The sequence below is a fragment of the Paenibacillus sp. GCM10027629 genome (genome assembly GCF_042676425.1).
In the GTDB taxonomy this organism is placed as follows: domain Bacteria; phylum Bacillota; class Bacilli; order Paenibacillales; family Paenibacillaceae; genus Paenibacillus_K; species Paenibacillus_K terrigena.
Genome location: NZ_JBHTGZ010000001.1, coordinates 39,533 through 60,623 on the forward strand (window position 1 = coordinate 39,533; position 21,091 = coordinate 60,623).

A 21,091-nucleotide genomic window follows, 5' to 3' on the forward strand; every position below is an offset into this window, starting at 1 on the left:
AGGGATAACGTGTGGGTCAGAAAGTAAATCCGGTCGGATTACGTGTAGGTATTATTCGTGATTGGGAATCCAAATGGTATGCAGACAAAGATTTCGGAGATCTTTTGTTGGAGGATGTTAGAATCCGTGAATACCTCAAAAATAAATTGAAAGACTCTTCTGTTTCTCGTATCGAGATCGAGAGAGCAGCTAACCGTGTGAATGTAACAATCCACACTGCGAAACCAGGTATGGTTATCGGTAAAGGTGGCTCTGAAGTTGAAGTACTTCGCACTGAGATTGCTAAAATCTCTAAAGGTAAAAAAGTACACATCAACATCAACGAAATCAAACATGCAGATCTTGATGCAATCTTGGTTGCTGAGAGCATTGCACAACAATTGGAGCGTCGCGTTTCTTTCCGTCGTGCATTGAAACAAGCGATCCAAAGAACTATGCGTTCCGGCGCAAAAGGAATCAAAACAGCAGTTAGCGGTCGTCTTGGCGGCGCTGAGATTGCTCGTTCAGAAGGCTACAGTGAAGGAACTGTTCCACTTCATACGCTTCGTGCAGATATCGACTATGGTACAGCTGAAGCACATACAACCTACGGCCGTATCGGCGTAAAAGTATGGATCTATCGTGGTGAAGTTCTTCCTGCAGCTAAGAAAAAGGCTGTTGAGGAAGGAGGAAACTAATCATGTTGGTACCTAAACGTGTCAAGCATCGTAAGCAACAACGCGGTAACATGAGAGGTCGCGCTAAAGGCGGCACTGAGCTTAACTTCGGACAATACGGTTTGGTAGCTATGGAACCTACATGGATTACTAACCGCCAAATCGAAGCAGCTCGTATCGCGATGACTCGTTACATTAAACGTGGCGGTCAAGTTTGGATCAAAATTTTCCCAGATAAACCGATTACTCAAAAGCCTCTAGAGGTGCGGATGGGTTCCGGTAAAGGTAACGTAGAAAAATGGGTGGCAGTAGTTAAACCTGGTAAGATCATGTTTGAACTTGCTGGTGTTTCCGAAGAGATTGCTCGTGAAGCAATGCGTCTTGCGGCTCACAAACTGCCATGCAAAACTAAGTTTGTGAAACGAGAAGAATTGGGTGGTGAAGCAAATGAAAGCTAATGAACTTCGCAACTTAACCACTGCTGAGATCGAACAAAAAATTGCCGGATTTAAAGAAGAACTCTTTAATCTCCGTTTTCAATTAGCGACTGGTCAGCTTGATAACCCGACTCGGATCCGTGATGTGCGTAAAGAAATAGCTCGTGCTAAAACCGTATTACGTGAAAGAGAACTTGGGATCATCAGTTAATTGAAACATATGTCATAGGTAACATCAGACATATTGGATTCAGGAAGGAGGCAGAATATGAGCGAAGAACGTAATGCTCGTAAAGTGCAAATCGGTAAAGTGGTAAGTGACAAGATGGATAAATCAATCGTTGTTGCTGTTGAAACATACAAAATGCATGATTTGTATCACAAGCGTATTAAATATACGAAGAAATTTAAAGCGCATGATGAGAATAATGAAGCAAAAATTGGCGATTCCGTTAAAATCATGGAAACTCGTCCAATCTCCAAAGATAAACGCTGGAGACTCGTTGAAATTATCGAGAAAGCAGTAATCATCTAAGGACGGCTCATTTTCCCGAAAGGAGGAAATTTGAATGATTCAACCATTTACACGTTTAGCTGTCGCTGATAACTCTGGTGCAAAAGAATTAATGTGTATCCGTGTATTAGGTGGCACAGGACGTCGTGTTGGCCACATTGGTGACGTAATTGTATGTTCTGTCAAACAAGCAACACCAGGCGGCGTTGTCAAAAAGGGTGATGTTGTAAAAGCTGTTATCGTACGTACGAAGCGTTCTGTACGTCGTAAAGACGGATCTTACATCGCATTTGACGAGAATGCAGCGGTTGTTGTTAAGGACGATAAAGGACCACGCGGAACTCGTATTTTCGGACCTGTTGCTCGCGAACTTCGCGACAAAGACTTCATGAAAATCGTTTCCTTGGCTCCTGAAGTAATCTAATTCCCTATGATTAGGGACATGAACAGATCGACTTGCTTGTTGCAAGAAACAGGAGGTGTAACGAAATGCCGAGATTGAAGAAGGTTCTCGAATCTCATAACAATAAATTGCACGTGAAAAAAGACGATACGGTTATTGTTATTTCGGGTAAAGATAAAGGCAAAAAAGGTCGCGTTATCGCAGCATATCCTCGCGAAAACCGCGTTCTTGTGGAAGGTGTAAACATGATCAAGAAGCATGCGAAGCCATCTCAAGCGAATCCACAAGGCGGAATTATCGAGCAAGAAGCTCCAGTTCACGTATCGAACGTCATGCACGTGGATCCTAAGAGCGGCGGCGTAACACGTATCGGATACAAAGTATTGGATAACGGTAAAAAAGTTCGCGTAGCGAAAAAATCCGGAGAAGTTATCGACTAATCCACTTTTGAAAGAAAGGAGGTCCATGTAACATGGCAGCAAGAATGAAAGAGCGTTTCTTAAATGAAATTACGCCAGCGTTAATGCAAAAGTTCAACTACTCGACGGTAATGCAAGTACCAAAAATCGAGAAAGTTGTAATCAACATGGGTGTGGGCGACGCAGTTGCTAACTCCAAAGTGCTTGATGCAGCAGTAGCGGACATGCAGTTAATTGCAGGTCAAAAGCCGGTTATTACTCGTGCGAAGAAATCCATCGCTGGATTCAAACTTCGTGAGAATATGCCAATCGGTGTTAAAGTAACACTTCGTGGCGAGCGTATGTACTACTTCTTAGACAAATTGTTCAACATTACGCTTCCTCGTGTACGTGACTTCCGCGGTGTATCGAACAAAGCATTTGATGGTCGCGGTAACTACACACTTGGTTTGAAAGAGCAATTAATTTTCCCAGAGGTTGAATACGATAAAGTTGATAAAGTACGCGGTATGGATATCGTTATCGTAACAACAGCTAAAACTGACGAAGAGTCCCGCGAGTTGTTAACTCAACTTGGCATGCCTTTCGTAAAATAATCCTTACGAGGATAACTTGGTAGACAAGTTTGCAGGAGGTGCAAAAATAAGTGGCAAAAACTTCGATGAAAGTTAAACAACAACGCACACCGAAATATAAAGTACGTGCTTACACACGTTGCGAGCGTTGTGGTCGTCCACATTCCGTATTACAGAAATTTAAAATTTGCCGGATTTGTTTCCGCGAATTAGCGTATAAAGGCCAGATCCCTGGCGTTAAAAAAGCAAGTTGGTAATCACCCTACAACGGGAAGGAGGTTTACACTTATGGTTATGTCAGATCCGATTGCAGATATGCTAACACGCATTCGCAACGCGAACGTAGTGCGTCATGAGACGGTTGAAATGCCTGCTTCGACTATTAAGAAGCAAATCGCAGAAATCCTTAAGCGTGAAGGTTTCATCCGCGACGCTGAATATATCGAAGATAACAAACAAGGGATTATCCGTATTTTCTTGAAATACGGCTCTAACAATGAACGTGTCATCTCCGGTTTGAAGAGAATCAGTAAGCCAGGTCTACGCGTATACACGAAGAGCAATGAAGTTCCTCGCGTATTGGGTGGATTGGGTATTGCGATTATCTCCACATCCAAAGGAGTTATGACAGATAAAGAAGCTCGTCAAACGAAATCCGGCGGAGAAGTAGTCTGCTACGTTTGGTAATACAACCGTAAAGATAGGAGGTGCACATATGTCTCGTATTGGTCGCAAACCAATTACAGTACCAAGTGGCGTAACAGTCACTTTAGATAACAGCAACATTACAGTTAAAGGACCTAAAGGAACTTTAACTCGTGAAGTCCACAAAGATATGACAGTATCTGTTGAGGAGAACGTGATCACGATTGTTCGTCCTTCTGATAATAAACTTCATCGTTCATTACACGGTACAACTCGTTCGGTCATTTCTAACATGGTTAGTGGTGTAACTGAAGGTTTCTCTAAAAACCTTGAGCTTGTCGGCGTAGGTTACCGTGCGAATAAATCCGGTGATAAAGTCGTTCTTAACGTTGGTTACTCTCACCCAGTTGAGATTACACCAGAAGCAGGCATCGAGTTCGAAGTTCCTTCTAACACGAAAATTATCGTTAAAGGGATCGACAAAGAGCGCGTAGGTGCTTATGCTGCGAAAATCCGTTCCGTTCGTGAACCTGAGCCGTATAAAGGTAAAGGTATTAAGTACGAAGGCGAACGTATTATCCGTAAAGAAGGTAAAGCTGGTAAGAAAAAATAAGATCGTCGTTGATCTTTTGCTTGTAGCTTAAAGGCCCTTGGGGCCATATGGCAGACAGAAGGGAGTGAACAAGGCATGATTACCAAAGGAGATAAAAACAAAGCTCGTTTGAAAAGACACCTTCGTGTTCGTAAGAAAATTGAAGGAACAACAGCTCGCCCTCGTTTGAGCGTTTTCCGTTCATCGAAACATGTGTACGCACAATTGATCGATGATGTAACTGGAAAAACTGTAGCAGCTGCTTCCACAATGGATAAAGAATTACAAGGCCAAGTTGGAAACGGCGGTAACGTTGAGGCTGCTCGTAAAGTTGGCGAATTAGTCGCTAAACGTGCGAAAGAAGCTGGCTACGTGCAAGTTGTTTTCGATCGTGGCGGTTATTTGTATCATGGACGGATTCAAGCATTAGCTGACGCAGCTCGCGAAGCAGGTCTTGAATTCTAATCAATTTATAAGGAGGTAAACGACTTGCGTGTAGATCCGAACACTTTAGAACTAACTGAAAAAGTTGTAAATATTAATCGCGTAGCGAAAGTTGTAAAAGGCGGACGCCGTTTCAGCTTTAGTGCGCTAGTAGTTGTCGGCGACGGCAAAGGTTGGGTTGGCGCTGGTATCGGTAAAGCTTCTGAAGTACCTGATGCGATCCGCAAAGGTATCGAAGATGCTAAGAAAAACCTGATCCACGTACCATTCGTAGGAACAACAATTCCTCACCTTGTTAACGGCAAATTCGGAGCAGGCCATGTTCTTTTGAAGCCAGCTTCGGAAGGTACTGGAGTTATCGCAGGCGGACCGGTTCGTGCGGTTCTTGAGCTTGCTGGTGTAGGCGATATTTTAACAAAATCTTTAGGTTCTTCGAACTCCATGAATATGGTGAATGCAACTCTTGAAGGCTTGTCTCGCTTGAAACGTGCCGAAGATGTTGCTAAATTGCGCGGTAAAACCGTAGAAGAACTGTTAGGTTAAGGAGGGATTCACGTTGGCTAAATTACAAGTTACCCTCGTTCGCAGTTTGATTGGTCGTCCGGAAACACAACGTAAAACGGTCAACAGCCTTGGATTGCGTAAAATCAACCAAACTGTTGTTCATAACGATAGCCCGGCGATTCGTGGAATGGTTAACCAAGTTAACCACTTGGTTTCTGTTCAAGAAGTTGAAGCTTAAGCTTAAATACATGAATGTTTAGAACTATAAAGGAGGTGCAACGAACGATGAAGTTACATGAACTTGTTTCTTCTCCAGGTGCCCGCAAAGAACGCAAGCGCGTAGGTCGCGGTACTTCGAGCGGCACGGGTAAAACATCGGGTCGCGGTCACAAAGGTCAAAACGCTCGTTCTGGCGGTGGCGTGCGCCCAGGTTTCGAAGGTGGACAAAATCCACTATATCGTCGCTTGCCGAAACGCGGTTTCAATAACCCTACTCGTAAAGAGTTTGCTATTGTAAACATCGAGGAACTTAACAACTTTGCAGAAGGTACTGAAGTAACTCCAGAGGTACTTATGGAGCGCGGTATTGTAAACAATCCTAAAGCTGGAATCAAGGTTCTAGGAAACGGTGAAGTTACTGTAAAACTTACTGTTAAAGCAAATAAGTTCTCTCAATCTGCGGTAGAGAAAATCGAGGCTGCCGGCGGTAAAACCGAGGTGATCTAATGTTTAAAACGCTGTCCAATATATGGCGAGTTGAAGACCTTAGAAAAAGAATCTTATTTACACTAATGATTTTGATCGTTTACCGTATCGGTGCTTTTATTCCAGTACCGGGTGTCGACAAATCGGTTTTCACAATGGCTGGCCAACAGGGCAGTGACTTGTTCGGCTTGCTGAACACATTCTCTGGTGGTGCATTGTTCCATTTTTCTATCTTTGCTCTCGGGATTATGCCATATATCACAGCATCCATCATCGTACAGCTTCTGTCGATGGATGTCATTCCGAAGTTCGCAGAATGGGCTAAAGAAGGCGAGCTCGGTAAACGTAAACTCGCCCAAATTACTCGTTATGGTACCGTAATACTTGGTCTTATCCAAGCATACGGTACAGCAATCGGGTTTAACCGATTGTATAACTTCACAATGGTTCCAAATGCAAGTATAACGACGTATCTCGTTATTGCAATTGTATTAACAGCAGGTGTATCCTTCCTCATGTGGCTCGGTGAGCAAATTACAGAGAAGGGCATCGGCAACGGGATTTCAATTCTGATTTTCGCGGGTATCGTATCCAGATTCCCAGAAATGATGCGTGAGATCTACACAGCAGAATTTGCGGATGCTACAGCAAATACGTTCTTTAGTATTACGAAAGTGATTCTTATTTTGCTTGTGATCCTCGCGATAATTGTGGGTGTAATCTTTATCCAGCAGGGTGTACGTAAAATTCCAGTACAATATGCGAAGCGTGTTGTAGGGAACAAAATGTACGGTGGACAAAATACACACATTCCATTGAAAGTGAACGGCGCAGGGGTTATTCCGGTAATCTTCGCATCCTCACTCTTGATGTTCCCGATTACAATTGCACAGTTCTGGGCTGATAAGCCTTGGGCAACTTGGGTTATCCAGAACTTCTCGCATGACAAACCGCTCGGTATGGTTCTTTATGTCCTGATGATCGTTGGATTTACATTCTTCTACACATTCGTGCAGATCAATCCCGTTCAGATGGCAGACCAGATGAAAAAGAACGGTGGATACATTCCTGGTATCCGTCCAGGCAAACCAACTTCTTCGTACTTGACGAAAGTCATGTCGAGAATTACGTTATCTGGTGCGATCTTCTTAGCGGCAGTTTCGATTCTCCCTGTATTTTTCGGTGCACTTGCCGGATTGCCTAAATCCGTGCAAATCGGGGGAACATCCCTACTGATCGTTATTGGGGTTGCTTTGGATACGATGAAGCAAATCGAAAGCCAATTAATGAAACGCCACTACAAAGGTTTCATTAACAAATAGTCAATAGGTTCCTGTGCGAGACCGTTCGCGGCATTCGCTCTGGCACCTATTGTGCTGTTTCTTCGTTAAGAGGAGGATGAAGTTCAATGAACATTCTTTTCATGGGGCCTCCTGGGGCAGGAAAAGGAACGCAGGCAGAACGTATTGTCAATGAATTCGGTGTTCCCCACATTTCGACGGGCGATGCATTTCGTCTAGCGATGAAGCAAGGTACTCCAATTGGTATTAAAGCCAAAGAATATATTGATCAAGGTTTGCTTGTACCCGATGATGTGACGATTGGGATCGTTCGTGAAAGACTCGCGCAGCCAGATTGTGAGAAAGGATTCCTACTTGATGGATTCCCTAGAACACTTTCTCAAGCCGAAGCTTTGGATGATATCCTTACGTCGATGAGTCGTAAACTCGATCATGTCATTGACCTAAAGGTGGATCGCGATTTACTTCTTGCGCGCTTAACAGGGCGTCGGATTTGTAAATCATGCGGCGCTACCTACCATGTCATTTTCAATCCACCACAACAATCCGGCGTATGTGATAAATGCTCCGGCGAATTGTACCAACGTTCGGACGACTCGGAAGAAAAAGTGGGTACGCGTCTTGATGAGTATATCAACAAAACGGCGCCATTATTAGCTTACTATGACGCTAAGGGGCTGCTTCGCCAAGTGGACGGGGAGAAAGAAATCGATACAGTTACTTCGGAGATTGTATCTTTACTGAGAGGTTAGACGTAATGATCATTTGTAAGTCTGAAGTGGAGTTAGGCTTCATGAAGGAAGCAGGTAGGATTGTTGCGGAAACGCATCGTTTGATGTCAAAATCCGTTCAACCAGGCATTACGACTAGAGAGTTAGACGCAATCGCGGAGAACTATATTCGTAGTCAGAATGCTACACCTTCTTTCAAAGGCTACAATGGTTTTCCTGGAAGCATTTGCGCTTCAGTCAATGAAGAGTTGGTTCATGGCATACCCGGCGATCGGAAATTAAACGAGGGCGACATCATAAGTATTGACATCGGGGCTCAGTATCGTGGTTACCATGGCGATTCGGCATGGACCTATCCGGTTGGTGAAATTTCTGACACAGCTAAGAAACTCTTAGAGGTAACAGAACAATCCTTGTATGCTGGACTCGCGCTTGTCAAACCGGATGTTCGTTTATATACAATTTCTTACGCGATTCAACGCTGCATTGAAGATGCCGGTTTTTCAGTTGTTCGTGAATATGTAGGGCACGGCATTGGAGAGAACCTCCATGAAGAACCTCAGATTCCGAACTATGGTACTCCCGATCGCGGTCCGAGGTTGAAACCTGGCATGGTCTTGGCTATTGAGCCGATGGTCATTGCGGGCGAACGGTATGTGAAGACGTTACAAGATAATTGGACGGTTGTAACGTTGAACGGCGATATTTGTGCTCACTTTGAACACACCGTTGCTGTTACAGAGGATGGCTTAGAAATTTTGACGAGACTAGATAGCTAGGTGATGAATGTGAATAACAATCAAATGCCCCAAATCGGTCAGATCGTTCAAATCTTACGAGGTCGTGATGCTGGACAATATGCGGTTATCGTCGGAATCGTTGATTCCAAGTTCATACTCCTAGCTGATGGGGACAAACGAAAGTTTGACCAGCCTAAGAAGAAGAACCTCATACATTTGCAATTGTTGAGTGAAATAAGTGCTGAAGTTGTTAACAGTTTAGACGAGAGCGGTCGGGTAACGAACGGGAAACTTCGTTTTGCGATTTCCAAGTTTATTGCAACCACCGCAAATCATGCACAGAAAGGAGAATAACTGTGGCTAAAGAAGATGTCATTGAAGTAGAAGGAACGGTTATTGAACCGTTGCCGAATGCAATGTTTAAAGTTGAGCTGGAGAATGGTCATCAAATTCTTGCCCACGTTTCTGGTAAGTTGCGGATGCACTTCATTCGTATCCTAACAGGAGACAAAGTGGTCATACAGTTATCACCTTATGATTTATCCAGAGGTCGTATAACGTACCGCAAATAGGTCCCGGATCTATATCGTGTAATCCAGTTTCTATTGCAGAAACTTTTAGGAGGTAATTAACATGAAGGTGAGACCTTCTGTAAAACCAATTTGCGAAAAATGCAAAGTCATTCGCCGCAAAGGGAACGTAATGGTAATTTGCGAAAATCCTAAGCACAAACAAAAACAAGGTTAAGAAGGGGGTGTAGCGTAAAATGGCACGTATAGCTGGTGTGGATTTGCCACGTGATAAGCGCGTTGAGATCGCCTTAACTTACATTTTCGGTATTGGAAGAACAACTTCCCAGAAAATCCTAAGCACAACAGGCATTGATGTGAACACTCGTGTTCGCGACTTAACAGAGGACGAAGTTAGTAAACTTCGTGAGGTTATCGACAAAACGATCAAGGTTGAAGGTGACCTTCGTCGTGAAATCAGTTTGAATATTAAACGTTTAATCGAGATTGGTTGCTACCGTGGTGTTCGTCACCGTCGTGGTCTTCCGGTTCGTGGACAACGTACAAAAACTAACGCTCGTACGCGTAAAGGTCCTCGTCGTACTGTAGCGAATAAAAAGAAATAAGAAGGGAGGATAACAGACATGGCTAAACCGAAAAAAGTCGTACGTACGAAACGTCGTGATCGCAAAAATATTGAATCCGGCGTTGCTCATATTCGTTCTACGTTCAACAACACGATCGTAACGATTACTGACCCGCACGGAAATGCAATTTCTTGGGCGAGCTCAGGCGGTCTTGGATTCAAAGGATCGCGTAAAAGTACTCCATTCGCAGCGCAAATGGCAGCAGAATCTGCAGCTAAAGCAGCAATGGAACACGGGATGAAATCTGTTGAGGTTATGGTTAAAGGTCCAGGTGCTGGTCGCGAAGCGGCAATCCGCTCTTTGCAAGCAGCAGGTCTTGAAGTTAACATGATCAAAGACGTTACTCCTATCCCGCATAATGGATGCCGCCCGCCAAAACGTCGTCGTGTCTAATGGCAGACCTTAGTGTGGTATAAATTACTAACAACTTGCTAATAATGGTTGTTTAGACATACTACATGACTCGACTGAAAAGAAGGTTTCAAACGGAACGACGTTTTGAAGGAGGGTAATTCAGTGATTGAAATCGAAAAGCCGAAAATAGAAACCGTTGATCTCAATGATGAGGGGACTTACGGGAAATTCGTTGTAGAACCGCTTGAACGTGGTTATGGTACAACGCTTGGTAACTCTTTGCGTCGTATTCTACTATCATCGCTTCCAGGTGCGGCAGTAACATCGGTGCAAATCGATGGTGTGCTTCATGAGTTCTCGACGATTCCGGGCGTCATTGAAGACGTAACGGAAATCATTCTAAACTTAAAAGGCCTATCGCTTAAAATTCATTCCGACGAAGAAAAAGTGTTGGAGATTGATGCGGAAGGTGAAGGTCCGGTTACAGCTGGAGACATTCGCGCTGATAGCGATGTTGAAATCTTGAATCCAGATCTTCACATTGCAACACTATCGCCTGGTTCACGTTTGCATATGCGTATCTTTGCAAATCGTGGCCGCGGTTATGTGCAAGCAGATAAGAATAAATCTGAGGATCAACCAATTGGTGTGATCCCAGTGGATTCGATCTACACGCCAATTTCACGTGTGAACTACACGATTGAGAACACTCGTGTCGGGCAAGTAACGAATTATGACAAACTGACCCTCGAAGTGTGGACTGACGGTAGTATTCGACCTGAAGAAGCAGTGAGCCTTGGTGCGAAAATCTTAACAGAGCATTTGATGCTCTTCGTAGGATTGACGGACGAAGCGAAAGATGCGGAAATCATGGTTGAAAAAGAAGAAGATAAGAAAGAGAAAGTTCTAGAGATGACTATCGAGGAACTCGATCTTTCCGTTCGTTCTTATAACTGCTTGAAACGCGCTGGTATCAATACCGTTCAAGAGTTGATCACGAAAACGGAAGAAGATATGATGAAAGTCCGTAACCTCGGACGCAAATCTTTGGAAGAAGTTCAAGAGAAACTCGAAGAGCTAGGTTTGGGTTTACGGATGGAAGACTAATCTTAACTGCAGCAAGGAGGGGAAAAATATGGCATACCAAAAGTTAGGTCGTAACTCTAGCGCACGTAAGGCATTGTTCCGTGACTTGGTTACTGACTTGTTCTTATATGAGCGCATTCAAACGACTGAAGCAAAAGCGAAAGAAGTTCGTTCGATCGCTGAAAAGCTGATTACGAAAGCGAAGCAAGGTGATCTTCACGCGCGTCGTCAAGTAGCAGCTTATGTTCGTCGCGAAACGATTAACGGTGAGCAAGATGCAATTCAAAAATTGTTCTCGGAATTAGCCACTCGTTACTCGGAGCGTCCAGGTGGATACACGCGTATTCTAAAACTGGGGCCTCGTCGTGGAGACTCAGCTCCTATGGTTTACTTAGAATTAGTGGATCGTGCTTAATTGACCTTATGAGAAAGGGTGGACAGAATCCTCGGATTCTGAACAAGCCCTTTTTTCTTTTGCACATTGGGGACTCCTGTCCTCGATGTGCATAAAGGACTTTTTCGACCATCCCCCTAAATCCCCCTTCCTCCTCAGTAAGGGGGACCCCAGAGGGCTCTGCCCTCTGGACACCCGTTTAACTGTCGCTCAACGGTGGTGCTTTTGGTGCTTCGATGGCGGCGTTGGGTGGGGGACCGCGTCTGTCCTGCAAACCTAAACCGAATGCCTCACGGCACCGGCTTAGGTTTGCAGAACACGCTTGAAGTCGTGCGGGAACGCTTAAGATCTTTGAGGGGGAACGGCTACCTCTGGTAGCGTTCTAGCTTCGAAGAATAACAACTAAGATCAACATTAACGCTTCGAAGCCAAACAATACATCATCGGGGGAGGATCCATATGCGCAATCTTTTTATGGTCGTCAGCTACGACGGAACTCGTTACCACGGCTTCCAGACGCAGCCTGGCGAGAATACCATACAAGATCATATTGAAGCCTCTATCCGAGCGCTGACCGATGAGACGGTGAAGATTATCTCTTCAGGCCGTACAGACGCTGGTGTGCATGCACGGGCGCAGGTCTTCAATTTCGAGACGCAATCGGCGATCCCCATTGAACGATGGTGTCTTGCCCTCAATACACGGCTCCCGAACGATATCGTTATTCGGTCCGCTCAAGAAGTGCCTTTGTCGTTCCATTCGCGCTACAGTGCGCATTGGAAGACGTACCGCTATACGATTAACGCAAATGCTTTTCCTGATGTCTTCAACCGATCTTATGAATTTCATCATCCTACGAAACTAGACATCGAAGAAATGCGTAAAGCGTTAACGCATATGGTAGGAACGTTCGACTACACTTCGTTTGCCTCCCGTAAATCGACGAAGGACAGTCATGTTCGCACGATTTATAAAGCGTGGATGGAACACGATGTTAGTTCAGCGATTCCAGGTACAAGAGATCAAGGTATTATCCACACCTATGTGACAGGGAATGGATTTCTTCAGCACATGGTGCGGATCATGATGGGAACTTTGCTTCGAGTTGGACAAGGCAAGTTTAAGAGTGAGGATATACCCGGAATCATCGCTCAGATGGATCGCGCAGCTGCGGGGCCTACGGCTGTTTCACACGGCTTGACGCTCTGGGAAGTCGGTTATGAATTGAGTGACATAAACCTGGAAAAATAGCTTGCTTTTTAGGCCTGAATATTGTAAGATAAAGCTTGTGTTTTCTTAATGGCTTTCCCACAGCCCCATTTAAGATTACTTTTGAAAAAACAGATATAACAACGATAATAATGAACGAATATAAATCGGAAATTTGCTTTTCCACAATATAAGGAGGATCTATTCAATGCGTAGCACATATATGGCGAAGCCAAATGAAGTTGAGCGTAAATGGTACATCATTGACGCTGAAGGTAAAACACTTGGTCGTCTTGCGACTGAAGCTGCTAGCCTGATTCGCGGTAAACACAAACCACAATTTACTCCACATGTAGATACAGGAGATTTTGTAGTTATCATCAATGCAGAGAAAATCGTTCTAACGGGTAAAAAAATGACGGACAAGAACTACTACAGTCACTCCCTTTACTCCGGCGGTTTGAAAGTAACTCCTGCTCAAGATATGATCAAAAAGTTCCCAGAGCGCGTTTTGGAACAAGCTATTCACGGCATGCTTCCTAAGAACCGTCTTGGTAACGCAATGAAGCTTAAATTGAAAGTATATGCAGGTTCCGAACATCCACACGCAGCACAAAAACCAGAAGTTTACGAACTTCGCGGTTAATAAAAAAGGAGGACAGTTTCATGGCACAAGTACAATACTATGGTACAGGTCGTCGTAAACATTCGGTAGCTCGTGTTCGCCTTGTACCGGGTGAAGGACGTATCCTAATCAATAAACGTGATATCAACGAATATTTCGGTTTGGAAACATTGAAATTGATCGTAAAACAACCTTTGAACCTAACAGAAACATTGTCTAAGTACGATGTTCTTGTTATCGCTCATGGTGGCGGTATGTCTGGTCAAGCAGGAGCAATTCGTCACGGTATCTCCCGTGCATTGCTTAAAGCAGACCCTGAGTTCCGTCCATCGCTTAAAAAAGCAGGATTCTTGACTCGTGACCCTCGTATGAAAGAGCGTAAAAAATACGGTCTTAAAGCAGCTCGTCGCGCGCCACAATTCTCCAAACGTTAATATTATTCATCGAACACCTTTCTTGCTTCGGCAGGAAAGGTGTTTTTTGCATTTATCCACAATCAGTCATCTTCCATACACCACGTCGACTTTTATCCACATCCTGAATAAGACATCTATTTCGTCTATGCACACTTTATTCACAACCGAATAGATATGCTAAATAGCCCAGTAATTTCAAAGGAAAAGGATTGACATTTAACTGGCAAGATTTATAATATAATTATTATATTCATAGATGTTTACTCGGAATTAAAATTAAGTGCGAAGAGGGAGTATACGTATGAACTTATTTGAGAAAGAAGCATTGGTGGAACAGAAAGCAGTGGAACTTGAAAGTGCAAGTCCTGAAGCTATTTTAGAATGGGCTGTTACAACATTCCCTAACATGACGTTTGCTTGCAGCTTTGGTGCGGAAGATGTCGTACTTGTTGATATGCTGCAGCGGATCAGTCCGAAGACGGACATTTTTTATCTGGATACCGATTTTCATTTCCCTGAGACCTATGCAACAAGAGATCGATTAGCAGAACGCTATAACCTCGAATTTGTTCGTGCATTCCCGAAATTGACACCTGTAGAGCAAGCTGAGAAGTATGGCGAAGAATTGTGGAAATCTGCTCCGAATGAATGCTGTAACATCCGTAAAGTGGAGCCGTTAACGGAGATTTTGGGCAAGTATGACGCTTGGGTTACAGGTATCCGCCGTGATCAGGCACCGACGCGGGCAAACGCGAAGAAAATCGAATATGATTATAAATTTGGACTCATTAAATTTAACCCGATAGCGCATTGGACTTCCGAAGACGTATGGAATTACATTCGTGCGAACGATGTGATCTATAATCCTTTGCATGATCAACATTATCCGAGCATTGGCTGCTCCTACTGTACGCGCCAAGTCATGCCAGGTGAAGATCCACGTGCAGGACGTTGGTCAGGGCATGAGAAGACCGAATGCGGTTTGCATAAATAAGGACTAAGAATCGAGGAGGACAGCGTTAATGACTACAATTCAACCGCATGGCGGCAAATTGATCAACCGTGTTGTAAATGGTGAAGAACGGGAACGTTTGCTAGCTCAAGCAGCATCCTTGCAATCCATTCGTATCAATACGTGGACCATTTCGGATTTAGATCTAATCGGTGTAGGTGCTTTTTCACCATTGTCAGGGTTTATGGACGAAGAGAATTATCGATCTGTCGTAGACCGGATGCGTCTCGCAGATGGAACGGTGTGGAGTATCCCGATTACGCTATCTGTGGATCCCGTACAAGCTAAATTGTTATCCACAGGTGAACAAGTCGCGCTCGTAGGTGAGCTGGATGATGTGATTTATGGGATTATCCACATTGATAGTGTTTATACTGTGGATCACGCTTATGAAGCGAAGCAAGTATTCAAGACAGATGACACGGCGCATCCTGGTGTGCAGAAGCTGCTTGAGCGCTCGAATATCTATGTAGGCGGGGATATCACAGTACTCAACAGACCACAACCTGAGAAGTTTCGGGAATTCTATTACGATCCGGCTGAGACGCGTCAAATCTTCGCTGAGAAGGGATGGAGAACCGTTGTAGGCTTCCAGACTCGTAATCCTGTACATCGTGCACATGAATATATCCAGAAGAGCGCAATGGAAATTGTGGATGCTTTATTCTTGAACCCACTTGTAGGTGAGACGAAGTCCGATGATGTTCCGGCAAATGTACGGATGAAGAGCTATGTAGCCCTTCTCGAGAATTATTATCCACAGGATCGAACTTTCCTCGGTGTATTCCCAGCTGCGATGCGCTATGCAGGACCGAGAGAAGCAGTTTTCCATGCGATGGTACGCAAGAACTTCGGATGTACACACTTTATTGTCGGCCGTGATCATGCGGGCGTTGGGGACTACTATGGAACGTATGAAGCACAAGAGATATTCAGCAATTTCACTTCAGAAGAGCTGGGGATAACTTTATTGTTCTTCGAGCATAGTTTCTTCTGTACGACATGTGGCAATATGGCTTCTAGCAAAACTTGTCCACATCCCAAAGAAGATCACTTAACGCTATCGGGAACGAAGGTACGCGCTTTGCTGCGTGACGGCATTTGTCCTCCACCTGAATTCTCGAGACCGGTTGTCGCCAAAATTTTAATTGAAGGCATGGCCGAGCAAGTCACAACTTAAATAAGTTGTTCAAAAAGTCAACTTTTGATCACGAAGTATTTCAAGCGGTGGTTCGACATCGAATCTTGCGCTCACCCTCGAAGTCCGGTACTCATTTAGGTTTTGCCTAAATTCCGTTCCTCCTTCTTCGGGTTCACGCAACCTTCTCGATGCTGAAAAGCCGACTTTTTGAACACGTACGTAAAAGGTATATTTGTCCACCTCGTCCCATATAGATGATTAGGAGTCTGTATGGGAACGGAGGTGGTTTTTTTATGGGGAAAAGAAGAGGGCATCGTAAGAAGACTGTGATCCTGATTCAACTTCGCGATTTTAAAAAATGGATTATCGCGGCGTGCTTGCTCGTCCTGTTAACCGTTATTTTTACATATGAAGTGCCTTCAACGAAAACATGGACTTACTGGACACTACCTTTATCCGGTAAAGTGATTGCGATTGATGCAGGACATGGAGGGCCTGATGGGGGAGCTGTAAGCAAGCAAGGTGTCATCGAGAAAGATATAAATTTAACGATCGCTCTCTATTTAAGAGACTTCCTGCAGCAGGCCGGTGCGGTTGTTGTGTTGACGCGTGAAGGGGATTACGATCTGGCACAAGAAGGGACAACCAAGCTTCGTAAGCGAAAAACGGAGGATCTGCATCGTCGTGTGGAGATTATTGAGAAGCAGAAGGTTGATCTTCTCATTAGTATTCATATGAATAGCTTCCCGTCGAATCGATGGAGTGGAGCGCAAACCTTCTTTACCTCCAATAATCCGGAGAATGAGCGGCTTGCCAAATTTATTCAGACGGAGATGAAGCGAAATCTGGAGAATACAGATCGTGTCGCCAAGATTGTCACGACGAATGTATATTTATTAAAAGCGCTGCAGATTCCAACCGCTCTCGTAGAAGTGGGATTTCTATCGCATCCGCAAGAGTCGCAATTGCTCGCAGACGAGAAGTATCAACGCAGAGTATCTGCTTCCATCTACACAGGGATACTTCGGTATATCTCAGGTGAACAGATTGGCAAACCTTAGGAAGATTTATGCTATAATCAAGCTGAGTAGTTAACCATTCTATAAAGTAGAGGTGCTGGCATCATGGGGGCTAAAGAACAAGTGCTTGAAGCATTACGAGATATCGTTGACCCTATAACAGGTCAGAATATTGTCGAACATCAATATGTCAGGGATATTATGGCAAAAGAAAATAAAGTATCCTTAACGGTCGTCACTTCGTCGGAGCAGGAGCAGCATCGATTTCAATTAGAACGTCAGATTCGTGAGAAACTAACCGAAGCAGGTATACAGGATATCCATGTACGGTTCAGAGTTATGTCAGAGCATGAAAAAGCTGAGGCGGCAGGGAGTAGAAGCCAATCAGGGCAACAGGAGCCGCCAAAAGGTCATGGAGCCGGTATGGAGAGCCATCCACTCCTGCACCCAGAATCCAGTACCAAGTTTATTGCGATCGCGAGTGGCAAGGGCGGCGTAGGTAAATCAACAGTCACAGTGAATATCGCGGCAGCACTTGCACGGCAAGGACGTAGAGTAGGCATTATCGATGCGGATATCTATGGATTCAGTGTACCTGATATGATGGGCATTGAAGAACGACCTGAGATTTTGAATGAGCGCATTATTCCAATTGAACGATTTGGCGTTAAAGTTATTTCCATGGGGTTCTTCGTAGAAGATAACAGTCCGATTGTATGGCGCGGTCCGATGCTCGGCAAAATGCTGCGCAACTTTTTCCAAGAAGTGAACTGGGGCGAACTTGATTATATGCTCTTAGATTTGCCACCAGGGACCGGAGATATTGCGCTGGATGTCCACCAAATGTTACCGCAGAGCCAAGAAATTATTGTAACGACACCACATGCGACAGCGGCATTTGTTGCGGCTAGAGCTGGTACAATGGCTATCCATACGAAGCATGAGATTATAGGTGTTGTTGAGAATATGTCCTACTATGCATGTGGAGATTGCGGACATAAGGATTACATATTTGGGCGTGGAGGCGGTGCGCGACTTGCAGAATCCTTGAATTGTGACTTGCTCGCACAGATTCCGCTGGGAGCGCCGGATAATCATCCGTCAGAGCCAGACTTCTCGCCTTCAGTTTATCGTGCCAATACAGAGACGGGCCGGATCTACGATGATATAGCGAAGCAAATTATACAGAAAAATGAAAAAGGTTGAGCTGATGCTCAACCTTTTGAGTTATATGTAGGCAAAAGCTTACTGCCCACCGCCTCCACCACCGCCTCCTTCGCCTCCACCACCTTCGCCGCCTTGACCACCGCCACCACCGCCGCCTTTCTTCTTCCCTTGTTCTTGCTGCTTCGGCTGTAGTTCTTCTTGAACAACTTTGGTAAGGAGCTCCATGACTTGCATTTTGAACAGTGGACTTGACATAGAATCTTTGACGATGGTCATGACTTGCTTCCGAAATTCTGGTGTTTTCGTGAGATCGAGATACATTTTGGATAGATCAGGAGACTTGAGTATATCTGCGACCGATTGCTGGTATACGGGATCTTTGATGAGCTCTTTGTGTATTTTTTTATTGTCCTTGTTAATCGCGCTTGCGAATTCACCTGCAAATTTAGGATCCTTCATTATCTTCTCTAGTTCCTTATTATATTCTGGGGAAGTTAATGTATCTTTTACTGCTGTTCGAATCTGTTCTTTGCCTACGGGGCTGCTTAACATTTGCATTTGCGTACTGCCGCTGGATCCGCTAGATTGTTGAATCGCTTTTTGGGCTTCTTCCGTCTTTAGAATATCGACGACCATGGCTTTCATTTCTTTATAATCAGGTTGTGCAGAAGATGTCTGTTGTTCGGACATACAGGCGGTTAGCGTTAGGGTGAGAATAAGAACGATAGCTAACCCACGAATTTGATTGAATTTTTGCATTCGGAATTTCTCCTTCCGTAGACTTTACAAATGTAGTATGCCTGAATAGGAGGGATTTATTATGTATGTATTTGGATAAATCGCGACGAAGTACATAGTAAAAAAACGCCCTCGTCCCATGCATAGGGAGAAGGCGCTAAGACTTAATTACATATTGACGGCTGGATCGAGATTTGTATTGTTGACCGTATTCTGATCCCGTACAGGGTTGCTCTTAATTTCGGTTTGATTTAGCAGCTCTGATACAGTGACAAACTCATAACCTTTCGCACGGAGCTGATCGATGATGATCGGGAGGGCTAAATGCGTTTCTTTACAGGAGTCACTTGCGTGCATTAGAACGATGTCTCCAGGATGAGCTTTCGTTACGACACGATTAACAATTTCATCAACACCAGGGTTCTTCCAATCCAAGGAGTCCGTATCCCATTGAATAACTTTGTAGTTAAGGCTATCCGCAATGCGAAGCACTCTTTTGTCAAAATCACCATTAGGCATCCGGATTAGCGTTGGTGACTTTCCGGTTAAATCGGAGAGAATGCTGTGTGCTGTTTTAATTTGTTTTGAAATATCCTCATCACTCAAGGTGCTGTAATTCACGTGCTTATGACCATGGCTGCCGATCTCATAGCCGGAGTCCGCAATTTTCTTTACAAGATCCGTATGTGTTTTGCTCCAAGGGGAGGAGAGGAAGAAGGTTGCTTTTTGCAATCCTTTTTGCTGCAAAATATCTAGGATTGGCTCGGTACGCTTATCACCCCAGCTGATATCGAAGGTGAGGGCAATAAGTTTTTTCTCTGTTGGAACATTGTAGACTGCTGAAGGGGCACCCTCAGAGAACACCGTAATATTATCACTCTCTACATATACTACCCCAACTGCAAATACTAAAGCGACGAATAAAAAGAAATACCTTTTAATCTTTTTGCCATTAAACACATAGAAATTCATCGTTTGGCAGTCTCCTTTCCTTATATAGGACGTGTCCTTGCTTGTTTACTAAAATGTATGCTCGTACATGGAAGTTATGACCTAGCGCTGAAGAAATTCCTTTTTGGGAAATGATCATAAAATTTCCAAATTATGAGCATAACATTAAAGCGGAGTTAAATTCCGAATAGAGGAATGACAAAAACCATACGCGCTAAAGATCGAGGCATATTTGAAGGAGGCACTACAGATTATGTTAGGTTTGTTGTTCAACGATAAGGAATGCAAAGAGCTGGACTATGTGCTACGAAAAGAATTAGATGAAATGCTTCTTGATCTGAGTGATTCTAGATTGGAATATGAAATCCGTCATGCAATAGCGAATCGATACAAGACAGTCTTCCGTATGTATGCACGTTTTGCTTCACCGAAAGAACTATCTAAATACGTGCGCAATCGACAATTTCCTGTCCCTAAAAAACAATAAAAAATAAATGCAAAAAAGTGTTGACGCCTAATTGCAATTCGTGATATATTATTTCTCGTTCCGCTTTTGACGTAAAGTCAATCGGGGCAAGCAGAAAAATGAATGTTCGAAAAAAACTTCAAAAAAAAGCTTGCCAAACGATAGCTGAATGTGATATATTATAAAAGTCGCCGCTGAAACAACGGACGACAAAAAAAGAGAGTTTTCGATAGAATACTTTCATGAAATGATTGATCTTTGAAAACTGAACAACGAGTGAATTAAAGCAATAAATGGGATCAGTAATGATCTCGCTAGCAAGTTTATGAGCAAGTCAAACACTTTATTGGAGAGTTTGATCCTGGCTCAGGACGAACGCTGGCGGCGTGCCTAATACATGCAAGTCGAGCGGAGTTATTCCTTCGGGGATAACTTAGCGGCGGACGGGTGAGTAACACGTAGGCAACCTGCCTGTAAGATCGGGATAACTACCGGAAACGGTAGCTAAGACCGAATAATCAGCTTGGTCGCATGACTGAGCTGGGAAAAGCGGAGTAATCTGCTACTTACAGATGGGCCTGCGGCGCATTAGCTAGTTGGTGGGGTAATGGCTCACCAAGGCGACGATGCGTAGCCGACCTGAGAGGGTGAACGGCCACACTGGGACTGAGACACGGCCCAGACTCCTACG

34 protein-coding genes and 1 rRNA gene are annotated in these 21,091 nt (G+C 44.2%); 33 read left to right on the forward strand and 2 right to left on the reverse strand.

Annotation, left to right across the window (positions count from 1 at the left end):
* Positions 1 to 11 precede the first annotated feature (11 nt).
* The 31 genes from rpsC to ACFQZR_RS00360 all read left to right on the forward strand — a co-directional run bounded on the left by rpsC (position 12) and on the right by ACFQZR_RS00360 (position 18,284).
* On the forward strand, positions 12 to 677 hold the full coding sequence (rpsC, locus tag ACFQZR_RS00210; RefSeq protein ID WP_018759706.1) for a 30S ribosomal protein S3: 666 nt from the start codon (positions 12 to 14) through the stop codon (positions 675 to 677).
* Between the two features lie 2 nt (positions 678 to 679).
* Entirely contained in the window at positions 680 to 1,114 is a 435-nt protein-coding gene (gene rplP, locus ACFQZR_RS00215; RefSeq protein WP_018759705.1) for a 50S ribosomal protein L16, read from the forward strand.
* Entirely contained in the window at positions 1,104 to 1,304 is a 201-nt protein-coding gene (rpmC, locus tag ACFQZR_RS00220; protein ID WP_018759704.1) for a 50S ribosomal protein L29, read from the forward strand. Before rplP ends, rpmC begins: the two co-directional genes overlap by 11 nt.
* 57 nt (positions 1,305 to 1,361) lie before the next feature.
* Positions 1,362 to 1,628, forward strand: a complete 267-nt coding sequence (rpsQ, locus tag ACFQZR_RS00225; protein WP_018759703.1) for a 30S ribosomal protein S17 — start codon at positions 1,362 to 1,364, stop codon at positions 1,626 to 1,628.
* Between the two features lie 34 nt (positions 1,629 to 1,662).
* On the forward strand, positions 1,663 to 2,031 hold the full coding sequence (gene rplN, locus ACFQZR_RS00230) for a 50S ribosomal protein L14 (protein ID WP_018759702.1): 369 nt from the start codon (positions 1,663 to 1,665) through the stop codon (positions 2,029 to 2,031).
* Positions 2,032 to 2,096: 65 nt separating this feature from the next.
* The gene (rplX, locus tag ACFQZR_RS00235) at positions 2,097 to 2,450 is read left to right on the forward strand and encodes a 50S ribosomal protein L24 (protein WP_018759701.1); all 354 of its coding nucleotides are present in this window, start codon (positions 2,097 to 2,099) and stop codon (positions 2,448 to 2,450) included.
* 32 nt (positions 2,451 to 2,482) lie between these two features.
* Positions 2,483 to 3,025, forward strand: a complete 543-nt coding sequence (gene rplE / locus ACFQZR_RS00240) for a 50S ribosomal protein L5 (RefSeq protein WP_018759700.1) — start codon at positions 2,483 to 2,485, stop codon at positions 3,023 to 3,025.
* Positions 3,026 to 3,075: 50 nt separating this feature from the next.
* Positions 3,076 to 3,261 (forward strand): type Z 30S ribosomal protein S14, encoded by a 186-nt coding sequence (locus ACFQZR_RS00245; RefSeq protein WP_074961883.1) that lies wholly within the window; start codon positions 3,076 to 3,078, stop codon positions 3,259 to 3,261.
* Between the two features lie 31 nt (positions 3,262 to 3,292).
* Positions 3,293 to 3,691 carry a 30S ribosomal protein S8 gene (rpsH, locus tag ACFQZR_RS00250; RefSeq protein WP_018759699.1) on the forward strand — a complete coding sequence of 133 codons (399 nt, stop codon included), beginning with the start codon at positions 3,293 to 3,295 and terminating at the stop codon, positions 3,689 to 3,691.
* A gap of 28 nt (positions 3,692 to 3,719) precedes the next feature.
* Positions 3,720 to 4,262, forward strand: coding sequence for a 50S ribosomal protein L6 (rplF, locus tag ACFQZR_RS00255; protein ID WP_018759698.1), 543 nt, complete (start codon positions 3,720 to 3,722; stop codon positions 4,260 to 4,262).
* A 75-nt stretch (positions 4,263 to 4,337) separates the two neighbouring features.
* Positions 4,338 to 4,706, forward strand: coding sequence for a 50S ribosomal protein L18 (gene rplR / locus ACFQZR_RS00260; protein ID WP_379341741.1), 369 nt, complete (start codon positions 4,338 to 4,340; stop codon positions 4,704 to 4,706).
* 24 nt (positions 4,707 to 4,730) lie between these two features.
* The gene (gene rpsE / locus ACFQZR_RS00265) at positions 4,731 to 5,228 is read left to right on the forward strand and encodes a 30S ribosomal protein S5 (protein WP_018759696.1); all 498 of its coding nucleotides are present in this window, start codon (positions 4,731 to 4,733) and stop codon (positions 5,226 to 5,228) included.
* A gap of 13 nt (positions 5,229 to 5,241) precedes the next feature.
* Positions 5,242 to 5,427: a 50S ribosomal protein L30 gene (gene rpmD, locus ACFQZR_RS00270; protein WP_018759695.1), complete on the forward strand. Its 186-nt coding sequence runs from the start codon at positions 5,242 to 5,244 to the stop codon at positions 5,425 to 5,427.
* A gap of 47 nt (positions 5,428 to 5,474) precedes the next feature.
* Positions 5,475 to 5,915, forward strand: coding sequence for a 50S ribosomal protein L15 (gene rplO, locus ACFQZR_RS00275; protein ID WP_018759694.1), 441 nt, complete (start codon positions 5,475 to 5,477; stop codon positions 5,913 to 5,915).
* Positions 5,915 to 7,216, forward strand: a complete 1,302-nt coding sequence (gene secY / locus ACFQZR_RS00280; RefSeq protein ID WP_379341745.1) for a preprotein translocase subunit SecY — start codon at positions 5,915 to 5,917, stop codon at positions 7,214 to 7,216. Before rplO ends, secY begins: the two co-directional genes overlap by 1 nt.
* 86 nt (positions 7,217 to 7,302) lie before the next feature.
* Positions 7,303 to 7,947: an adenylate kinase gene (locus tag ACFQZR_RS00285; RefSeq protein ID WP_379341747.1), complete on the forward strand. Its 645-nt coding sequence runs from the start codon at positions 7,303 to 7,305 to the stop codon at positions 7,945 to 7,947.
* Positions 7,948 to 7,952: 5 nt separating this feature from the next.
* Positions 7,953 to 8,705: a type I methionyl aminopeptidase gene (gene map / locus ACFQZR_RS00290; RefSeq protein ID WP_018759691.1), complete on the forward strand. Its 753-nt coding sequence runs from the start codon at positions 7,953 to 7,955 to the stop codon at positions 8,703 to 8,705.
* Between the two features lie 3 nt (positions 8,706 to 8,708).
* Positions 8,709 to 9,020: a KOW domain-containing RNA-binding protein gene (locus ACFQZR_RS00295; RefSeq protein ID WP_040676098.1), complete on the forward strand. Its 312-nt coding sequence runs from the start codon at positions 8,709 to 8,711 to the stop codon at positions 9,018 to 9,020.
* A gap of 2 nt (positions 9,021 to 9,022) precedes the next feature.
* Positions 9,023 to 9,238, forward strand: a complete 216-nt coding sequence (gene infA, locus ACFQZR_RS00300) for a translation initiation factor IF-1 (protein WP_015847200.1) — start codon at positions 9,023 to 9,025, stop codon at positions 9,236 to 9,238.
* A 61-nt stretch (positions 9,239 to 9,299) separates the two neighbouring features.
* Positions 9,300 to 9,413: a 50S ribosomal protein L36 gene (gene rpmJ / locus ACFQZR_RS00305; protein ID WP_003333770.1), complete on the forward strand. Its 114-nt coding sequence runs from the start codon at positions 9,300 to 9,302 to the stop codon at positions 9,411 to 9,413.
* Positions 9,414 to 9,432: 19 nt separating this feature from the next.
* Positions 9,433 to 9,801, forward strand: a complete 369-nt coding sequence (gene rpsM, locus ACFQZR_RS00310; protein ID WP_018759689.1) for a 30S ribosomal protein S13 — start codon at positions 9,433 to 9,435, stop codon at positions 9,799 to 9,801.
* Between the two features lie 18 nt (positions 9,802 to 9,819).
* Positions 9,820 to 10,215 (forward strand): 30S ribosomal protein S11, encoded by a 396-nt coding sequence (rpsK, locus tag ACFQZR_RS00315; protein WP_018753969.1) that lies wholly within the window; start codon positions 9,820 to 9,822, stop codon positions 10,213 to 10,215.
* 123 nt (positions 10,216 to 10,338) lie between these two features.
* Positions 10,339 to 11,283 (forward strand): DNA-directed RNA polymerase subunit alpha, encoded by a 945-nt coding sequence (locus ACFQZR_RS00320; RefSeq protein WP_379341750.1) that lies wholly within the window; start codon positions 10,339 to 10,341, stop codon positions 11,281 to 11,283.
* Positions 11,284 to 11,311: 28 nt separating this feature from the next.
* A complete protein-coding gene (gene rplQ, locus ACFQZR_RS00325; RefSeq protein WP_018759687.1) occupies positions 11,312 to 11,677 on the forward strand; it encodes a 50S ribosomal protein L17 in 366 nt (121 codons plus the stop codon).
* Between the two features lie 438 nt (positions 11,678 to 12,115).
* Positions 12,116 to 12,907, forward strand: coding sequence for a tRNA pseudouridine(38-40) synthase TruA (truA, locus tag ACFQZR_RS00330; protein ID WP_379341752.1), 792 nt, complete (start codon positions 12,116 to 12,118; stop codon positions 12,905 to 12,907).
* Between the two features lie 166 nt (positions 12,908 to 13,073).
* Positions 13,074 to 13,511 carry a 50S ribosomal protein L13 gene (gene rplM, locus ACFQZR_RS00335; RefSeq protein ID WP_018759685.1) on the forward strand — a complete coding sequence of 146 codons (438 nt, stop codon included), beginning with the start codon at positions 13,074 to 13,076 and terminating at the stop codon, positions 13,509 to 13,511.
* Positions 13,512 to 13,531: 20 nt separating this feature from the next.
* Positions 13,532 to 13,924 (forward strand): 30S ribosomal protein S9, encoded by a 393-nt coding sequence (rpsI, locus tag ACFQZR_RS00340; protein ID WP_018759684.1) that lies wholly within the window; start codon positions 13,532 to 13,534, stop codon positions 13,922 to 13,924.
* Positions 13,925 to 14,207: 283 nt separating this feature from the next.
* Positions 14,208 to 14,900: a phosphoadenylyl-sulfate reductase gene (locus ACFQZR_RS00345; protein WP_379341755.1), complete on the forward strand. Its 693-nt coding sequence runs from the start codon at positions 14,208 to 14,210 to the stop codon at positions 14,898 to 14,900.
* A gap of 28 nt (positions 14,901 to 14,928) precedes the next feature.
* Positions 14,929 to 16,098, forward strand: a complete 1,170-nt coding sequence (gene sat, locus ACFQZR_RS00350) for a sulfate adenylyltransferase (RefSeq protein WP_379341757.1) — start codon at positions 14,929 to 14,931, stop codon at positions 16,096 to 16,098.
* Positions 16,099 to 16,352: 254 nt separating this feature from the next.
* Positions 16,353 to 17,120 (forward strand): N-acetylmuramoyl-L-alanine amidase CwlD, encoded by a 768-nt coding sequence (cwlD, locus tag ACFQZR_RS00355; protein ID WP_379341759.1) that lies wholly within the window; start codon positions 16,353 to 16,355, stop codon positions 17,118 to 17,120.
* Positions 17,121 to 17,183: 63 nt separating this feature from the next.
* A complete protein-coding gene (locus ACFQZR_RS00360; protein ID WP_379341761.1) occupies positions 17,184 to 18,284 on the forward strand; it encodes an Mrp/NBP35 family ATP-binding protein in 1,101 nt (366 codons plus the stop codon).
* 39 nt (positions 18,285 to 18,323) lie between these two features.
* Here the strand turns inward: ACFQZR_RS00360 and gerD are convergent, their stop codons facing one another.
* Both gerD and pdaB read right to left on the reverse strand, forming a co-directional pair.
* Positions 18,324 to 19,004, reverse strand: a complete 681-nt coding sequence (gene gerD / locus ACFQZR_RS00365) for a spore germination lipoprotein GerD (RefSeq protein WP_379341764.1) — start codon at positions 19,002 to 19,004, stop codon at positions 18,324 to 18,326.
* A gap of 147 nt (positions 19,005 to 19,151) precedes the next feature.
* The gene (pdaB, locus tag ACFQZR_RS00370) at positions 19,152 to 19,955 is read right to left on the reverse strand and encodes a polysaccharide deacetylase family sporulation protein PdaB (protein ID WP_379341766.1); all 804 of its coding nucleotides are present in this window, start codon (positions 19,953 to 19,955) and stop codon (positions 19,152 to 19,154) included.
* A gap of 232 nt (positions 19,956 to 20,187) precedes the next feature.
* Here pdaB and ACFQZR_RS00375 point away from each other — a divergent pair, with 232 nt between their 5' ends.
* Together ACFQZR_RS00375 and ACFQZR_RS00380 are read left to right on the forward strand one after the other, a co-directional pair.
* A complete protein-coding gene (locus ACFQZR_RS00375) occupies positions 20,188 to 20,421 on the forward strand; it encodes a hypothetical protein (RefSeq protein ID WP_314590951.1) in 234 nt (77 codons plus the stop codon).
* 322 nt (positions 20,422 to 20,743) lie between these two features.
* A 16S ribosomal RNA gene (locus ACFQZR_RS00380) occupies positions 20,744 to 21,091 on the forward strand; the annotation flags it as partial.